Raw genomic sequence first — 15,818 nt, 5'->3', positions numbered from 1 at the left:
TAATGGAAAATCGTTCGCTATATCATGCTATGTCCACATACACTCTGATTAAAAAACTTAATAAAGACACTACCCGCTCGATTTTCTTTGTGTGTCTAGCGACGAGTGTCGTTGGTATGTCTTTAGGCTCACTCGCTGCAAGTTATGGCTTAGCGCTCTGGATCCCGCTTTGTCTATCCGTGTTTGTGCTCGCAGGAACTGCTGAATTTATTTTTATTGGTTTCTTGGCTGTAGGTGGTAGCCCAATTGCAGCAGCGATTGCAGGACTACTCGTCAATTTAAGACATCTACCTTTTGGTATTGCGGTCAATGAACTAATCCGTGGCAAATATTCTCGATATTTCGGGGCTCATATCATGAACGATGAAAGCGTTTTGTTTGGTATGGCACAGCCCGATTTTGAAACAAAAAAAGCCGCTTACTGGTTATGTGGTATATGCATTATGCTGAGTTGGCCACTGGGTGTAACGGCGGGTTATTTCATTGGAAGTGCTATTCCAGACCCGAAAACATTTGGCTTAGATGCCATTTTCCCAGCGATTTTAATTGCACTTACTTTTAATGCTTTAAAGAATAAATCTACTCGAAAAGCTGCATTTGCCGGATCAACTTTAGCGCTGATCACTACACCTTTTTTGGCCTCAGGACTTCCAATTCTGATTTCACTTTTTGGCTTGATATTTGGTAGAAAGAAATGAGTCAACAATTACTAATTATTTTAGGTATCGGCTTGCTAGCACTTGGAACGTATGGGATTCGTTTCGCTGGTTTTCATTTGGGTGCCAAGTTCTCATTTTCTGAAAAATACCAAGTTTTACTCTCAAACGGTGCGACTGTTTTGCTCTGTGCGATTGCAGTGACGACAACATTTTTTGAAGGTCAACATTTTGCCGGGTTCGCGCGTATATTTGGTGTTGGCTTAGCACTGTTCTTGGTTTGGAAAAAAGTACCGCTGTTATTGGTGATTTGCTTGGCAGCTGCTGGCACGGCACTGATACGTTTGCTTGGCATTGAATAATAAAAAAGGCGAGTTTATCTCGCCTTTTTTGCAACTTTGATTAGAACGGTAAATCGTCGTCTAAGTCAGCTGGTGCAGAAGCCGGTTGTTGTGGCGCTTTAGGAGCAAAACCACCCGCTTGAGGGTTGCTTCCACCATTACCGAAACCACCTTGGTTACCATAACCACCGCTGTTTTGGCCATAGCCGCCACCTTGGTTGTTATTGTTTTGATAACCATTACCACCTTGTTGAGGTGCGTTAAAACGTGGTTGATTAAAATCATTACCGCCAGCGAAACCTTGTTCACCTTGTTGACGAGCATCTAACATTTGCATCTGGTCGCCACGAATTTCTGTAGTGTAACGCTCTTGGCCATTTTGGTCTGTCCACTGACGCGTACGTAGTGAACCTTCAATATAAACCTTAGAACCTTTACGCAAGAACTGCTGAGCAATTTCCCCTAAACGGTTATGCAAAACAATACGGTGCCATTCTGTTTGTTCTTTACGTTCACCGGTATTTTTATCAGTCCAAGCTTCACTTGTCGCGATTGAAAATTGAGTCAGCGAACCCCCATTTGGAAAGGTTTTTGTTTCAGGATCACGACCCAAAGTACCAACCAAAATAACCTTATTTACACCACGCATTAGCTGTCTTCATCCTATACATTTCTATGTTTTACTTTATAAGAGTTATGCTTAAATGGCTACCTCTTTACCGAACAACTGCGTTAAATCACGTCGCGCAGCCTCATCAAGTGACTGTTTATCGACTTTAATATAAGCAACTTGCTGGTCAGGCATTACCACAACTTCTTCTATACCACGAATTGCCAATAGCTGTGTGGTCCACTCATTCACCTGTTGCACTTGCGGCAATGGCAACACAATAGATGACAAATACCGCGGCTGAGCTAAACCAAAACTAATTAGCAACCATATTATAGCAATCCCTGTTAAGACACTCCATCCAATCGCAGTATTATGTAACATCAATAATTGACCACCTAGTGTGCCACCAAAAAAAGCACCTAAAAACTGACTACTGGCATTTACACCCATAGCCGTCGCTTTTGACTGGATTGGCGCACATTTTGATAACCACGATGGCAATAATGCTTCCATCACATTAAAGGCAATAAAGAAAATACCTAGGCCTGCGAGTAATACATATTTTGATTGATAACCAAATATGAGTAACAGCAAACCTGCAATAATCCCTGTAATTGCCGTTAAGAAAATACCTCGCATTTTGCGATATTTTTCAGCCACGATAATGCTTGGAAATGCAAAGAATAGGCTAATAACCAAGAGTGGCAAATAAACCAGACCATGACTGGCTAAAGGAATATGTGCAAACTCAATAAGCTGTGAAGGCACATAAATAAACATGGCGGTAAGCAGTAAGTGCAGTGCAAAAACCGAGACATGCAAACGGTTTAAGTCACCCATTTGGATGACTTGCTTAAGCTGTGCCATGTAGCCTTGCTGATAATTACGATGATGACGAGTCACTTTAGGTACAAGCAAGAGCATCAAAATCGCGATTAAGCCCATAATTGTCGTGACAAAGAATAGGCCTGAAATACCCACAATGCTTGTGAGCCAAGGTCCAAGACTAAAAGCCACCACAAAAGACAAACCAATACTCATGCCCATGGCAGCCATGGCTTTAGTGCGCTGCTCTTCACGCGTAACATCGGCTAAAAGCGCCATCACGACTGCTGAAACAGCCCCTGCACCAGCTATGGCACGGCCAATAATCACACCATAAATCGTGTCAGATAACCCGGCAATTGCACCACCAATAGCAAAGAGTAACAAGCCAAGCACCACGAGAGGTTTCCGGCTAAAACGGTCAGCAAGTAAGCTAAATGGAATCTGTAAAATAGCCTGACTTAAACCATAGACGCCCACAGCCAAACCAATGAGTGCTGGAGTCGCATATTGATATGACTGCCCGACTACAGAAAAGACAGGAATAATCATGAACAAACCCAACATGCGTAGCGCAAAAATACTACTTAAGGCAAAAGTTGAGCGACGTTCCAAAGCATTCATCATATCAATACACGTTTATCAAACTAGGCAAATTATAAGCCGATTCGTTTCTAAAAATACGGGACACCTTATTTAAATTAACGATTTCAGCTTAAAAAAATAAAGAGGCATTTAGCCTCTTTATTTTAAACATCTTTACTGAAAATTAGCTTAAGACGAATGTGGATGGCGTTTACTATATTGAATTGAGGCAAATACAGCCCAAACAATAAATGCTACACCAATTAAACCTGTTACCACTTCTGGTACATGTACGCCTGTACCACTTGCAATCATAATGAATGCTAAAGCACCAATTGCATAATGTGCACCATGTTCTAAGAACACATAAGCATCTAGCGTGCCTTTTTCAACAAGATAAACTGTCATTGAACGGACAAAAATAGCACCAATTGCAAGACCAAGCATAATCACGACAACATCACTCGTAATTGCAAATGCACCAATCACACCGTCAAAACTAAAAGATGCATCTAATACTTCTAGATATAAGAAACCACCGATACCCGCTTTAACTACACCAGAAGAAGCGCCTGATCCATCTTTCATAATGGCGTTGCCATCTTCATCAATTTCAGGTTCACCGCCTAACATATGGCTTAATACTTCTACACCAATATAAACCACAATGCCCCAAATACCAGCCATAGTCACAACAAGGCGCTGCGATTCATCAACATTTGCTGCCATAATTAACATCGCGATTAGGGCAATAAAAACAGACATTGCAGGTACGCTAGCTAAGCTAGAAAGTTTAGCTTCAAGCCATCTGAACCAATGAGTTTCTTTTTCCTCATCAAAGAAGAAGTTTAAGAAAACCAATAATAGGAATGTTCCACCAAAAGCAGAAATCTCGGCGTGGTGGGCCATTAAACGTTCAGAATACGTTTTTGGATCGTTGAGTGCTAATTTAGCCACCTCAATCATTCCCATATCCGCAGTCACGGCAACAATCGCCACTGGGAAAATTAAACGCATACCAAAAACGGCGATTAAAATACCTACCGTTAAAAAGAGCATTTTCCAGAACGGATCCCAGTTACGTAGAACCGATGCATTTACGACAGCATTGTCAAAAGATAAAGAGACCTCCATTACAGCTAAAATGGCTGTAATGGTTAAAGCTTTAAGCATGGTAGACACGCCCGCTTCAGGTCCATGGGTAAAACCCCAATACGCGGATAGTGCTAAACACACCACCGTAAAAAATATCGAAAATCGGAAATGCTTCATGGATCAGACCTATACCAAGAATAAATTTAATCTTTCTTAAAAACCGCCGCTATTATATCGATAATTAACCACAAAACGATGTTGTTTTGTGCCGTTATTCCCTTTACTTTATCTCTCTGTTTAATAAAGAAATTTATAATATTTAATTAAATCATTAATCGTATTAAATATTTTCTTTCGATATATCTATCATTATTATTTTTGTATTTTAAAATTGATTTAAAATCTGGTTCAGCTGTCTTAATTTAAATGGAATGTTTTTATGCTTTTTTCTCAAGAACTTTGGCAACGTAATTTAAATTTATATCAAAAAATTCTAGACCTGCCTTTTAATCAGGAACTTGCTAACGGTACTTTAGATAAAGAAGCTTTTTGTCATTATGTTATTCAAGATGCTCAATATTTAGTGGCCTATGGTCGTGTGCTTGCGGTTGCAGCAGCTAAGGCGTTTGAGGCTGATGATATTATGCAATTTTCAGATGCAGCTAAAATTGCGATTGTGGTGGAGCGTAGTTTGCATGATGACTTCATGAAAAACTTTGGGGTAACCAAAGAAGAATTTAAAAATACACCATTAACTTTGGCAGGTCACCACTACACTTCATTTTTAACAGCAACTGCTTGGTCTGAGAGCTACCCCGTTGTACTTGCTGCGCTTTTACCTTGCTTCTGGATTTATGCCGAAGTCGGTAAAGATATTGTAAATAAATCAATTCCGAATAACCCTTACCAAGCATGGATTGATACCTATGCAGGTGAAGAGTTCCATACAGCTGTTCGTAATGTGATTGCGACGGTAGATAAAGTTGCAGCACGTTGTGATGCAGATACTTTAGAAAAAATGCATGCAGCCTATACGATGGGTGCAAAACTTGAGTGGTTATTTTGGGATAGTGCCTATCACCAGAGACAGTGGTTAGGTTTAGATCAGATTTAAAACTTCAAAAGAATCGGTCAGTGCACTTAATAGCCTGATCGATTTTCAATAAAATGCGAGACAGATATGTATATCGGCGAATTAGCGGCTTTGACTGGAGCCACTCCTAAGGCCATTCGGCATTATGAGAAATTAGGCTTACTACCAGTCGCAAAAAGAAAAGGCAATTATCGTATTTATGAAGAGATTGATGTTCAATCGGTTAAGATGATTCGCCTTGCACAAGCTGTTGGATTTAGCCTTTCTGAGCTTTATGACCTGTCAGCTTTAAAATATAAAAATAATCGTTTTCCTGTAGAAAATGCACAGCAGCTTATTCAAAAAAAGAACCAACAAATTATTGAGCAAAAAGAAGCTTTAAGCCGTTTGCAGAAAGATCTAAAACAACTAGAAGATGAGATTATTCAAACTTATATTACCAATAAGATTTCTGCTTAAAACAGTTTATTAAAATCTGAAAATAGCTTTCAAAATGAGTGCTTGACTCTGCCCTTAGGGACAAGGTTTATGGTAATAGCTTCTTTTATTACGGATAAATAAAATGAGCACTCACCTTTCTTCATTTAAAAATTCAACAGCATTAATTACAGGCGCATCTTCAGGAATAGGCAAAGCCTATGCTCAAGAACTTGCGTCTTTAGGAATTCACCTGATTTTAACGGCACGCTCCGAACAGAAGCTGAATGATTTAGCCGATGAACTTAGCAAAAAATATAACGTGAATGTTGAGGTGATCGTTTTAGATTTAGCTCAACCCAATTCAGCTCAAAGCTTATTTGATGAAGTGCAGGCGAGAAAATTAACGGTAGAGATTTTAATTAACAACGCAGGATTTGGAAAATGGACGAAGTTTCTAGATCAATCTGTATCTACCTATCAAGAAATGATTACGCTAAATATCAGCAGTGTAACGTCTTTATGTTATTTATTTTTGCCCCACATGCTTGCGAACAAAAAAGGCATCATGATTAATATTTCATCTACAGGTGCGTTTCAACCTCTGCCTTATATTGCTGTGTATGGGGCAACTAAATCTTATGTATTGCAATTTACTGAGGCTCTTGCAGGAGAATACGGCTCTTCAGGAGTTAAATTTCTGGCGGTTTGTCCGGGCAATACCCAAACCAATTTTACTCAGGTCGCAAATGCCGATACGAGTGGTATGAAAAGCTCTACAGTTGAGGACGTTGTGTCTGCAACGGTTAAAGCATTAGATAAGAATAAAGCAACAGTTGTGGTGGGATGTAGCAACTATTTGACGTCTCAATTGCCCCGAATTCTTTCTCGCCAAAAGATGATTAATTTAGTTGAAGGTATGCTCAAAACCCGTGTTGTTGAGCATTCATAAAAATAGTTCAATTTAAAAGATTAAGGGATTTCTCTTAATCTTTTAATGTTGAAATAGCTGCCAGCCATAAATTAAACCTGCCGCAGCTACGACCCAACATAGAGTTGCTAATCCTAGACAAGACCACATCGACATTCGTGTTGCCAGCACATAAACAACAACTAAATAAATGGCATAAGGAATAAGTGACCATAGACCAAACAGAGCCGTTTTTTGTAATGCTTCGGCTCCTTTTTGCTGAAAAACAATCACATGAGCAATTAAAGCAAAGGTAGGAAAAAGTGGGACTAAACCTGCAATGTAAAAGGCCTTACTTTTCGATAAAATCGAAATAATGAGGACAACCCCAGCCCCTAACATACACTTTAAAAATAACGCCCACATGCGCTGATCCTATCTGGTCATTTCCATTTCAAAACGCTGTATTTTGCGCTTTTTAAAGAAAATTAACAGCGACCAAAGCAATTAAAGCAGGAACTGCTTGAATATAAATAATCTTTTTGCTGGCAGTCAGACCACCATAGATACCGGCAATGAGTACACAACCTAAAAAGAAATTAGCAATTGATGTTGCAAATGGTGCATCAACTAATAAGGACCAGAATAAACCTGCCGCTAAAAAGCCATTATAAAGACCTTGGTTTTGTGCCATCACTTTGGTGAGTTTTGCTTTTTCGGCATTATTTCCAAAGGCTTTCATGCCATAGGGTTTGTCCCACAAAAACATCTCTAACACTAAAATATAGACATGTAATATTGCGATAAGTGCAATTAAAATTTGTCCGATCATACGATTTTCCTTTTTATTTTAAAGATATGAAAAAAGATCAGTCTCTCGACTGATCTTTTAGTGTTTTACGGTTTTAACAACACTTTGCCTTGACGAGCACCTTGCGTTGCTCTTTGAGCGGCTTTTTTAATCTCATCAAAACTAAATACACCTTCTACAGGCAGAATTAATTTTTTCTGAGTCGCTAACGTTAATAACTCAACAATCAGTTCCTTTTTACGAGCTGCTGGCATTTCTTTATTAACCACACTCGCCCAGAAACCTTTTACTGTCGCTTGTTTGAAAATCAAATCACCCGATGAAATCTGCATGGTTTCGCCAGTCATACTACCGAACGAAACGAGCAAGCTATTTTCACTGAGTAAATTCAGCATTTCGCCACTTGCGGTTCCTCCAATCGAGTCCACACCAGCAATAAGAGGTTGGTCGCCGTGAATCTGTTTAACTTGCTCTTTCCAGTTAGGCTGATCAGTCGCAACAACATGCTGAATACCTAATGCTTGCATCTCTGCAATCGCATCAGTACGACGAACTAAATTAATTACAGGTAAGCCACGTGCCTGTGCAATCATCGCAACTGTTTTACCGACTGCACCATTTGCCGTGTTTTGAATGAGCCATTGACCCGGTTGAACATTTACAAAGTCGAGTAGCATGAGAGCACTAATTGGCATACCAATCAGCTGTGCTGCAGTTTCATCATCAATTTCATTATTGAGTGGAATAATCCCATGAGCAGGTGCAATAAAGTATTCAGCCCAACTGCCATGCACAGCCGCAACTGCGATACGTTGCCCTACTTGTAGATGAGTGACCCCATCGCCCAACGCATCTACAACACCAACCGCTTCACTACCACCAATCGCAGGTAAGGTTGGCTTGTAGCCATAGCTTCCACGTACTGTCCATACATCATGATTATGAATTGGAGACATGATGGTTTTAATACGCACTTCGCCTGCTTTTGGTTCTGGCTTTGGCATATCCGCCTGCTCTAAAACGTCTACAGGTTCGCCAAAATTACCATGGATAATACTTCGCATGCTTTATTCCTCTATCGGTTTTATGAGTTGTTGGGTCGTTTCTAAAGCTAGATGTAGATGTGCTTTGTCTTGCGACAATTTTGTGAGTAAAGCAGCACCTAACCATAACTGATACATGACTTGCGCAGTTTTTAAAGGTTCAATATGTTTTGGAATTGATCCTTCTTGTTGCCCTTCTTTGAGTAGCAAAGCCAAACGTTGCGTTAGTTTGTGCACGCCATCATTGAGAATTTGACGCATGTCTTCTGACAAGTCAGAAACCTCTGCCGCCAACTTCACAATCAGACAGTTTTCAGCCCAACTACCGTTTACAGGATCATCAATCCATGCCTGCCATAAGGCCATTAAACGAGCATGGGCACTTTGCTCACTGCGTTGCCAAAGTTGTTCCATACGAACTTTATAATCAGCCATATATTGCTCGAGCAATGCACAGCCAAATGCCTCTTTCGAAGCAAAGTAGTGATAGAACGAACCTTTGGGTACGTCACAAGCCTTTAAGATTTCTTGCAAACCAACACCGACAAAACCTTTACGTAGTACCAGCTCAAAGCTCGTATCTAAAATGTGTTGTCGCGTGGTTTCACTTTTATTTAATCGTTTCATGCACACATCATAAACAACTATTAGACCAGTCGTCTAGTAAAGTTATGTTGCTGGTTAAAATTTGCTTAGAGTAGAAATCTGAAGTAAGGAATGTTAAAAATACAATCTGCTTATTTAAACAAATTTTGTCGATTGTCGTTTAACCGTCACAATTTGTCGCTTTAAATCATTTTGTACCACTTGAACAATTTTAAATCGTTATCATATATAGGGTCTGTTGTTTATAACCAGTCACACCTCTCTGCGACTGAGCAATCAGCACCTAAATTTTCATCAATATATAATTGAGATGTTTTATGAGCCAAAGTCATATCCGTATTCGAGGCGCACGTACCCATAATTTAAAAAATGTGTCTCTCGATATTCCACGCGACAAATTTGTGGTAATTACGGGGTTATCAGGTTCAGGAAAATCTTCTCTTGCCTTCGATACCCTGTACGCCGAAGGACAACGCCGTTACGTCGAATCACTTTCGGCCTATGCCCGTCAGTTTCTATCGCAAATGGAAAAACCTGAAGTCGACTCGATTGAAGGTTTATCACCAGCGATTGCCATTGAGCAAAAATCTACCAGTCATAACCCACGTTCAACAGTTGGTACGATTACCGAAATTTATGACTATTTGCGTTTGCTTTATGCACGTGTCGGCACGCCTTACTGCCCAGAACATGATTTGCCGATGGTCGCGCAAACTGTTTCTGAAATGGTCGATGCGGTAAAAACGCTTGAAGAAGGCACAGCACTCATGTTGCTTGCCCCTGTCGTTCGTGAGCGTAAAGGTGAGTACAGTAACCTGTTCGAACAACTACAAGGCCAAGGTTTTGTTCGTGCTCGTGTGGATGGTGAAATCATTGATATTGATACACCACCAGAGCTCGACAAAAAGAAAAAACATACCATTGAAGTCGTTGTTGACCGCTTCAAAGTACGTGAAGACTTAGGTAACCGTATTGCTGAATCATTTGAAACCGCACTACGTTTAGGTGGCGATATTGCTGTTTTATCATGGATGAATGGTGAACATCCTGATCGTGTTTTTTCTGCAAAACACTCATGTCCAGAATGTGATCGCGCTGTCGCAGAGCTTGAGCCACGTTTGTTTTCATTTAACAACCCATTTGGTGCCTGCCCTGTTTGTGATGGTTTAGGTACCCGTAGTCATTTTAGCTCTGAAAAGCTGATTCCAAATCCTGACCTTGCGATTAGTGAAGGTGCGATCCGTGGATGGGATCGTCAGCGTCCATATTATTATTCCATGCTGCAAAAAGTTGCCGACCATTTTGGTTTAAAACTTGATACGCCTTGGAACCAACTAGATAAAGATACTCAAAAGAAATTCTTACAAGGTACAGGTAAAGAAAAAGTCGATTTAAGCTATATCGACGAACGTGGCCGTAAACATACTCGCGTGCAACCATTTGAAGGAATTTTGCCGCACCTTGAACGTCGTTACCGTGAAACTGAAAGTAACTATGTACGAGATGATTTAGCTCAGTACCTTTCTAATGCAGCGTGTGATGCATGTGATGGTTCACGTCTTAATGAAATTTCACGTCATGTTCGTGTGAAAGACAAAACCATTGCTGACATTACCCGCATGTCGATTGGTGATGCTGAAAGCTACTATCAAGGCCTAAATCTTGAAGGTGCTAAAGGCGAAATCGCAGATAAAATCTTTAAAGAGATTCGTGAACGTCTACACTTCTTGGTGAGTGTGGGACTTAACTATTTAAGCCTAGCTCGCTCTGCCGAAACCCTATCTGGTGGTGAAGCACAGCGTATCCGTTTAGCTTCGCAGATTGGTGCAGGTTTGATGGGCGTCATGTATGTTCTTGATGAACCATCAATTGGTCTACATCAACGCGATAACGATCGTTTATTACAGACCCTGATTCGCTTACGTGATTTAGGTAACACAGTATTAGTCGTTGAACACGATGAAGATGCGATTCGTGCTGCTGACCATATTATTGATATCGGTCCTGGTGCTGGTGTACACGGCGGTGTAATTATTGCTGAAGGTACGTATGATGAGTTGGCTAAACATGCCGACTCACTTACAGGACAGTATCTTTCTGGCAAACTCAAAATTGAAGTGCCAAAAAAACGTACTCAATCACCACGTCCAGATGAATTTATCAAACTTTCAGGTGCAGCAGGCCATAATTTAAAAAATGTCGATTTAACCATTCCGCTCGGCATTATGACCTGTGTGACTGGCGTTTCAGGTTCAGGTAAGTCAACGCTGATTAACCGTACTTTGCTTCCCTTAGCAGCAACCCAACTCAATGGCGCAACAACGTTAACCGCTGAAAAGTTTGACTCAATTGATGGACTTCAACATCTAGATAAAGTTGTTGATATTGACCAAAGCCCGATTGGCCGTACACCGCGTTCTAACCCAGCGACTTATACAGGGTTATTTACGCCAATCCGTGAGTTATTTGCTCAAACCCCAGAGGCAAAAGCACGTGGTTATAGTGCTGGTCGTTTCTCGTTTAACGTAAAAGGCGGACGCTGCGAAGCGTGTGAAGGCGACGGTATGATCAAAGTCGCAATGCACTTCCTACCAGATATGTATGTGCCTTGCGATGCATGTCATGGCAAACGTTATAACCGTGAAACGCTTGAAGTCGGCTATAAAGGCAAAAACATTTCTGATGTTCTAGAAATGACTGTCGAAGATGCTGCTGAATTCTTTAGTGCCATTCCAGTCATCCACCGCCGCTTAGAAACCTTAACTCAGGTGGGCTTAGGCTATATTCGTTTAGGTCAAGCAGCTACGACCTTATCGGGTGGTGAAGCGCAACGTGTAAAACTTGCGCGTGAGTTAGCAAAACGAGATACGGGTAAAACTTTATATATCTTGGATGAACCAACAACAGGTCTACATTTCCATGATATTGCCAAGTTACTCGATATTTTGCATGAGCTACGTAACAAGGGTAATACCATTGTGGTGATTGAACATAACCTTGATGTGATTAAAACAGCCGACTGGGTTGTTGACTTAGGTCCTGAAGGTGGTTCGGGCGGTGGTATGATCATTGCCGAAGGCACACCTGAACAAGTGGCTGAGGTTGAAATTTCACATACAGGTCGTTTCTTAAAACCGATGTTGAAACAATAAAATAAAAAGCCGGAACTCATTTCCGGCTTTTTTACCCCTCAACCGCATTCCGACCTCTGGCTTTAGCTCTTAATAAAGAACGGTCAGCTTTCTCTAAAAGCTCTATCCAATTCGCCGCTCCGATGGCAAAACCAATACTGACAGAGACATGCAATTTTTCATCTGAACCAGATAAACAAATTTCTTCTAAAGAAATCGCAATCCGAATTTTCTCTGCTAAAAGACGAGCATCTACAAATTGTACTTGCTCTAACAATATTAAAAATTCATCACCCCCATAACGAACAATTAAATCCGAACTTCGAATATTTTGCTTTAATTGCTCGGCAATACTGACAATGACGCGATCACCTACAATATGGCCGTATTGGTCGTTCACCTGTTTAAAACGATCAATATCAATAATCATTAAACAGGTTTGCGTAAATTTTTGAGGGTAACTTTCAACAATTTTTAAATATTCAGATAAAGCTAAACGATTGGAGACTCCGGTGAGTGGATCAGTATTGGCAATATTCTTTAACTGAAATTCAAAAGCGTCGCGTTGTTGCAACATACGTTGTAATCGGTCAATTGCTTCAAATAGGGAAAAAAATTCACCTTTTGTAGTAACACTCACCTCATCTGTCCAATGATTAGAACTACGCGATAAATCTAAAATTAAAGTTCTTGCTTTTATTAAAGGAGAAAAAACCCTTCTTTGTGCATAATTAAGCGTAAGTAAAGCTGTAGCTAAAGAAATTAAAGATATTAATAAAGTTAAAAGAAAACCTTTTCGGGCACTTATATTTTCTTGAGTTGCAATTGCTACACTTTCATCAAGAATATAACTTTGTAAATCAACCACTGTAGTAAATTTACCTACGATTGCTTCTGTCAATTGGGTGCCATTTAAATCATATGGCTCCCCTTTTTGGCTTTCATCTAATAGGTTTTGTACAATCGGAATACCCTTATCTATAAATTCTGATTTCACCCGGGCATATAACCGACGGTATTCAGGGGTCTTTGCCTGTTCAGGCTGCAAGGTATCGACCAAAATCCATAAATATCTAGATTGATGCTGAGTTTGCAGAGAACGTGCGCGATTATTACTTGGAATTTCTTCATTAAAGCTCACAGGAGCAATAATATTAGAAGCCATCCGTCCAGCCTGATCGCGCATATCGGTTAGAACTATAATGAGCGTAAAGTAATTAGAAATACGGCTATCTTTACTTTTTAGCTGCAACATCAGTTTTTGCAGTATTTCCCTGCAATGATCCCAGACTCCAAACATTCCTAAAATAGCATTATCCATTTGAACGGAAGTTCTGGCTCCATAGGGAGTTTCACCGTAATAATCAACGACACTTCGGGCTTGTCTAAGATTTTCTTTGAAATTGGTTTGCAACTCATTTGCTAATGAAACATAGCCTGCTTGTTTTAAGATAAGAATGCTTGTATCAATTTGCGCATCAACAACTAAACGAAACTTTTTTAATTCTTGCTGATTCTTTAATAAATCACTAGGACTGCTCGACATCATCTTATTGGCAGGAGCACGCTCCTTAGAAATTTTATAGGCAATATCTGCTACTGCTCTTAAACTTTTTATTTCAGCTAAGGCTTGTCTAGTTTTTATATAATCCTGATAGCTTCCCACAATAAGCGGTACAGCCATGAATAATAAGGACAAAATAATAACCAGCATAAAAAAGAACAGTCGATTACTAATATGCTCTGAACGTAATCCTGACATTTCTAGCTGATACTCCGTAAATGTCCTGCCATTTTTAATACGATATAAATTAGGCTTAAATCCATCCTAGCATTTTAATAACTAAAATTTCATCATTAACCCCTTCATTTCTTTTTTAATAATTATATGATTCCTAAATTTTGTCAGCTTAAATAACAAAATGAATCGAAAAATTGAATGCTTTTTATAAAAAAACTCTATTTTACAGATTAAAGATTTTTAATCATGATAGTAAAAACAGTATTTACTTGTCCTCTTGGATGCTTCTCCCAGCATCCACTGCCCAGCTTTAAGCTGGGCTCTTTTTGGCCTCTTATTTTTTCAACAAAATTCACATAACTCTTATTATAATTTTTAGATTTTCTTACAGATAAAAAAAAGCTCAACCTTGGGGAAAGCTGAGCTCGTAAAATCTGATGTGTTCTACACATCGTATCTGGGCAAGCACTTTAAATCCTAAAAAACGTTAGGCAGTGAACTTTGCAATCGAATTATGTGATTTACTTCTATCTTTGTAAAGTTGATTAAATTAATCAGGATTAAAATTTTAATCGTTTTTTCAACTTAAAATAGAGATTTCTTTTATTTTATTCACTTATATAATAATTAAGAATAGTTAAATTTTTTAGTTAAACTAATCCAAATATTGTTAACTATTCCTCAAAATAAAACGAATTTGATAATAAAATGGCGATTTTTTATTCGCATTGTAAACATAGCTATATTTTTGTTAATGTTAAAACCGATTGCTATAATCTATTTTTCCAATCACAATTGTAATATCTTTTTAACATTTACTTCTTAATTCCTAATGAAATATAATTATTAGCTTATTGTAAATGTTCATTTTTTTATCAGGTTGACAAACCACTTTTCATTTGATTAGTTTTTCACCAATTTTAACATAAGTGTCAAATATCTTTAACATTACCTTTTCTAGATTATTGACTTCATAAATTGTTACAATACAATGACCCCAGCTTTATCTCTTGTTAATGCTGGAAATGATTATGAAAAAACTTGGTTTAGCCACTGCTGTATTATTAGCCATGACCGGTGCTCATGCTTATCAATTTGAAGTTCAAGGTCAATCTGAATATGTTGACACAACTGCAAACGATAAAAACTTCACTGGTACTGCTCAAGGTACTTATTACCTAAAAAATGTAGATGCTTCTAAAGGTCCTTTAGCTGAAGCAGCTTTCTTAAACCAAGCATCTAACATTTCTGTTGCTTATAACTATATCAAATATGATGAGAAAGACACTGTAAACGTTGAATCTCATACTTATGGTGTTAAGGGTGAAGCATACCTTCCAACTCCTTACTTACCAGTTTATGCTAGCGCATCTTACAATCATACTATCAATGATTATAAAGATGGCGTAAGCGATGACAATGGTGACCGTTATGCATTAGAAGCTGGTGCAATGTTGTTACCTAACTTCTTAGTTGCTGTTGGTTATACAAGTGTAGCTGACCAAGAATCATTGGATGCTTTTGGCGTTAATAAATACGGTATCGTTAAAGCAGTTGGTGAATCAGCAGCTATTGCTGACAAACAAGATGCTGTAACTGCTCGTACTAAATATGTTGGCAACATCGATGGCACTAACATGGCTATTGGTTTTGAAGCATTTGGTGTATTTGCTGAAGACAATGCTTACGGCATGAAAACTGATCTTTTCGTAACTCCTAAGTTAAGTGTTGGTGCATCTTTTGCTGATGTGTCTGCATTTAATTCTGGTTACGATCATGTTTGGGGTGGTCATACTCAATACTTCATCACTCCTGCTGTAGCAGTTGGTGCTGACTTCGTTAAAGCAAATGCGAAAGATGGCAACCCACGTGATACACAAACTATCGGCTTAAATGCTAAATTCCGTTTCTAATTTAATTTAGAAATCGAATTAAAAAAGGACTCAAATGA

The 15,818-nt window shown here is 39.1% G+C and carries 15 protein-coding genes; 7 read left to right on the top strand and 8 right to left on the bottom strand.

The features are described 5' to 3' along the window. Positions 1-2 precede the first annotated feature (2 nt). Entirely contained in the window at positions 3-698 is a 696-nt protein-coding gene (locus AAC388_RS00995) for an AzlC family ABC transporter permease (protein ID WP_342371084.1), read from the top strand. Beyond that, positions 695-1,018: an AzlD domain-containing protein gene (locus tag AAC388_RS00990; protein ID WP_002117414.1), complete on the top strand. Its 324-nt coding sequence runs from the start codon at positions 695-697 to the stop codon at positions 1,016-1,018. Before AAC388_RS00995 ends, AAC388_RS00990 begins: the two co-directional genes overlap by 4 nt. A gap of 40 nt (positions 1,019-1,058) precedes the next feature. On the opposite strand, the gene ssb is transcribed toward AAC388_RS00990, so the two are convergent. The 3 genes from ssb to AAC388_RS00975 all read right to left on the bottom strand — a co-directional run bounded on the left by ssb (position 1,059) and on the right by AAC388_RS00975 (position 4,292). Then, positions 1,059-1,646: a single-stranded DNA-binding protein gene (gene ssb, locus AAC388_RS00985; RefSeq protein ID WP_005066890.1), complete on the bottom strand. Its 588-nt coding sequence runs from the start codon at positions 1,644-1,646 to the stop codon at positions 1,059-1,061. 51 nt (positions 1,647-1,697) lie between these two features. Further along, complete coding sequence (locus tag AAC388_RS00980) at positions 1,698-3,062, bottom strand: MFS transporter (RefSeq protein WP_003654007.1); 1,365 nt, start codon at positions 3,060-3,062, stop codon at positions 1,698-1,700. A gap of 147 nt (positions 3,063-3,209) precedes the next feature. Beyond that, on the bottom strand, positions 3,210-4,292 hold the full coding sequence (locus AAC388_RS00975; RefSeq protein WP_311084372.1) for a DUF475 domain-containing protein: 1,083 nt from the start codon (positions 4,290-4,292) through the stop codon (positions 3,210-3,212). A 262-nt stretch (positions 4,293-4,554) separates the two neighbouring features. On the opposite strand from AAC388_RS00975, the gene tenA reads away from it, so the two are divergent. The 3 genes from tenA (at position 4,555) to AAC388_RS00960 (ending at position 6,577) form a co-directional block, all read left to right on the top strand. Continuing rightward, positions 4,555-5,229 (top strand): thiaminase II, encoded by a 675-nt coding sequence (gene tenA / locus AAC388_RS00970; RefSeq protein WP_057086125.1) that lies wholly within the window; start codon positions 4,555-4,557, stop codon positions 5,227-5,229. A 66-nt stretch (positions 5,230-5,295) separates the two neighbouring features. After that, positions 5,296-5,667 carry a MerR family transcriptional regulator gene (locus AAC388_RS00965; RefSeq protein ID WP_342371083.1) on the top strand — a complete coding sequence of 124 codons (372 nt, stop codon included), beginning with the start codon at positions 5,296-5,298 and terminating at the stop codon, positions 5,665-5,667. A gap of 103 nt (positions 5,668-5,770) precedes the next feature. After that, the gene (locus AAC388_RS00960) at positions 5,771-6,577 is read left to right on the top strand and encodes an SDR family oxidoreductase (protein ID WP_342371082.1); all 807 of its coding nucleotides are present in this window, start codon (positions 5,771-5,773) and stop codon (positions 6,575-6,577) included. A 42-nt stretch (positions 6,578-6,619) separates the two neighbouring features. Here the strand turns inward: AAC388_RS00960 and AAC388_RS00955 are convergent, their stop codons facing one another. From AAC388_RS00955 to AAC388_RS00940, 4 genes are all read right to left on the bottom strand, one after another. Continuing rightward, positions 6,620-6,961 carry a GlpM family protein gene (locus tag AAC388_RS00955; RefSeq protein ID WP_005066878.1) on the bottom strand — a complete coding sequence of 114 codons (342 nt, stop codon included), beginning with the start codon at positions 6,959-6,961 and terminating at the stop codon, positions 6,620-6,622. A 52-nt stretch (positions 6,962-7,013) separates the two neighbouring features. Further along, positions 7,014-7,367 (bottom strand): DUF1304 domain-containing protein, encoded by a 354-nt coding sequence (locus tag AAC388_RS00950; RefSeq protein ID WP_005066877.1) that lies wholly within the window; start codon positions 7,365-7,367, stop codon positions 7,014-7,016. Positions 7,368-7,432: 65 nt separating this feature from the next. Beyond that, positions 7,433-8,410: a zinc-binding dehydrogenase gene (locus AAC388_RS00945; RefSeq protein WP_068529451.1), complete on the bottom strand. Its 978-nt coding sequence runs from the start codon at positions 8,408-8,410 to the stop codon at positions 7,433-7,435. Between the two features lie 3 nt (positions 8,411-8,413). After that, positions 8,414-9,016: a TetR/AcrR family transcriptional regulator gene (locus tag AAC388_RS00940; RefSeq protein ID WP_005804456.1), complete on the bottom strand. Its 603-nt coding sequence runs from the start codon at positions 9,014-9,016 to the stop codon at positions 8,414-8,416. A 296-nt stretch (positions 9,017-9,312) separates the two neighbouring features. On the opposite strand from AAC388_RS00940, the gene uvrA reads away from it, so the two are divergent. Then, the gene (gene uvrA, locus AAC388_RS00935; RefSeq protein ID WP_342371081.1) at positions 9,313-12,147 is read left to right on the top strand and encodes an excinuclease ABC subunit UvrA; all 2,835 of its coding nucleotides are present in this window, start codon (positions 9,313-9,315) and stop codon (positions 12,145-12,147) included. A gap of 31 nt (positions 12,148-12,178) precedes the next feature. Here the strand turns inward: uvrA and AAC388_RS00930 are convergent, their stop codons facing one another. Continuing rightward, positions 12,179-13,888, bottom strand: coding sequence for a GGDEF domain-containing protein (locus AAC388_RS00930; RefSeq protein ID WP_342371080.1), 1,710 nt, complete (start codon positions 13,886-13,888; stop codon positions 12,179-12,181). Positions 13,889-14,898: 1,010 nt separating this feature from the next. On the opposite strand from AAC388_RS00930, the gene omp33-36 reads away from it, so the two are divergent. Then, positions 14,899-15,780, top strand: coding sequence for a porin Omp33-36 (gene omp33-36, locus AAC388_RS00925; RefSeq protein WP_342371079.1), 882 nt, complete (start codon positions 14,899-14,901; stop codon positions 15,778-15,780). Positions 15,781-15,818: the final 38 nt, after the last annotated feature.

Source organism: Acinetobacter sp. D009 (genome assembly GCF_038562025.1).
GTDB lineage: Bacteria > Pseudomonadota > Gammaproteobacteria > Pseudomonadales > Moraxellaceae > Acinetobacter > Acinetobacter pittii.
This window is presented reverse-complemented; position numbering and strand designations above follow the sequence as displayed.

Excerpts from the sequence above, each read along its gene's own strand:
- AAC388_RS00995 (WP_342371084.1), top strand. The coding sequence starts at position 3 with ATGGAAAATCGTTCGCTATATCATGCTATGTCCACATACACTCTGATT.
- AAC388_RS00990 (WP_002117414.1), top strand. The coding sequence starts at position 695 with ATGAGTCAACAATTACTAATTATTTTAGGTATCGGCTTGCTAGCACTT.
- ssb (WP_005066890.1), bottom strand. The coding sequence starts at position 1,646 with ATGCGTGGTGTAAATAAGGTTATTTTGGTTGGTACTTTGGGTCGTGAT.
- AAC388_RS00980 (WP_003654007.1), bottom strand. The coding sequence starts at position 3,062 with ATGATGAATGCTTTGGAACGTCGCTCAACTTTTGCCTTAAGTAGTATT.
- AAC388_RS00975 (WP_311084372.1), bottom strand. The coding sequence starts at position 4,292 with ATGAAGCATTTCCGATTTTCGATATTTTTTACGGTGGTGTGTTTAGCA.
- tenA (WP_057086125.1), top strand. The coding sequence starts at position 4,555 with ATGCTTTTTTCTCAAGAACTTTGGCAACGTAATTTAAATTTATATCAA.
- AAC388_RS00965 (WP_342371083.1), top strand. The coding sequence starts at position 5,296 with ATGTATATCGGCGAATTAGCGGCTTTGACTGGAGCCACTCCTAAGGCC.
- AAC388_RS00960 (WP_342371082.1), top strand. The coding sequence starts at position 5,771 with ATGAGCACTCACCTTTCTTCATTTAAAAATTCAACAGCATTAATTACA.
- AAC388_RS00955 (WP_005066878.1), bottom strand. The coding sequence starts at position 6,961 with ATGTGGGCGTTATTTTTAAAGTGTATGTTAGGGGCTGGGGTTGTCCTC.
- AAC388_RS00950 (WP_005066877.1), bottom strand. The coding sequence starts at position 7,367 with ATGATCGGACAAATTTTAATTGCACTTATCGCAATATTACATGTCTAT.
- AAC388_RS00945 (WP_068529451.1), bottom strand. The coding sequence starts at position 8,410 with ATGCGAAGTATTATCCATGGTAATTTTGGCGAACCTGTAGACGTTTTA.
- AAC388_RS00940 (WP_005804456.1), bottom strand. The coding sequence starts at position 9,016 with ATGAAACGATTAAATAAAAGTGAAACCACGCGACAACACATTTTAGAT.
- uvrA (WP_342371081.1), top strand. The coding sequence starts at position 9,313 with ATGAGCCAAAGTCATATCCGTATTCGAGGCGCACGTACCCATAATTTA.
- AAC388_RS00930 (WP_342371080.1), bottom strand. The coding sequence starts at position 13,888 with ATGTCAGGATTACGTTCAGAGCATATTAGTAATCGACTGTTCTTTTTT.
- omp33-36 (WP_342371079.1), top strand. The coding sequence starts at position 14,899 with ATGAAAAAACTTGGTTTAGCCACTGCTGTATTATTAGCCATGACCGGT.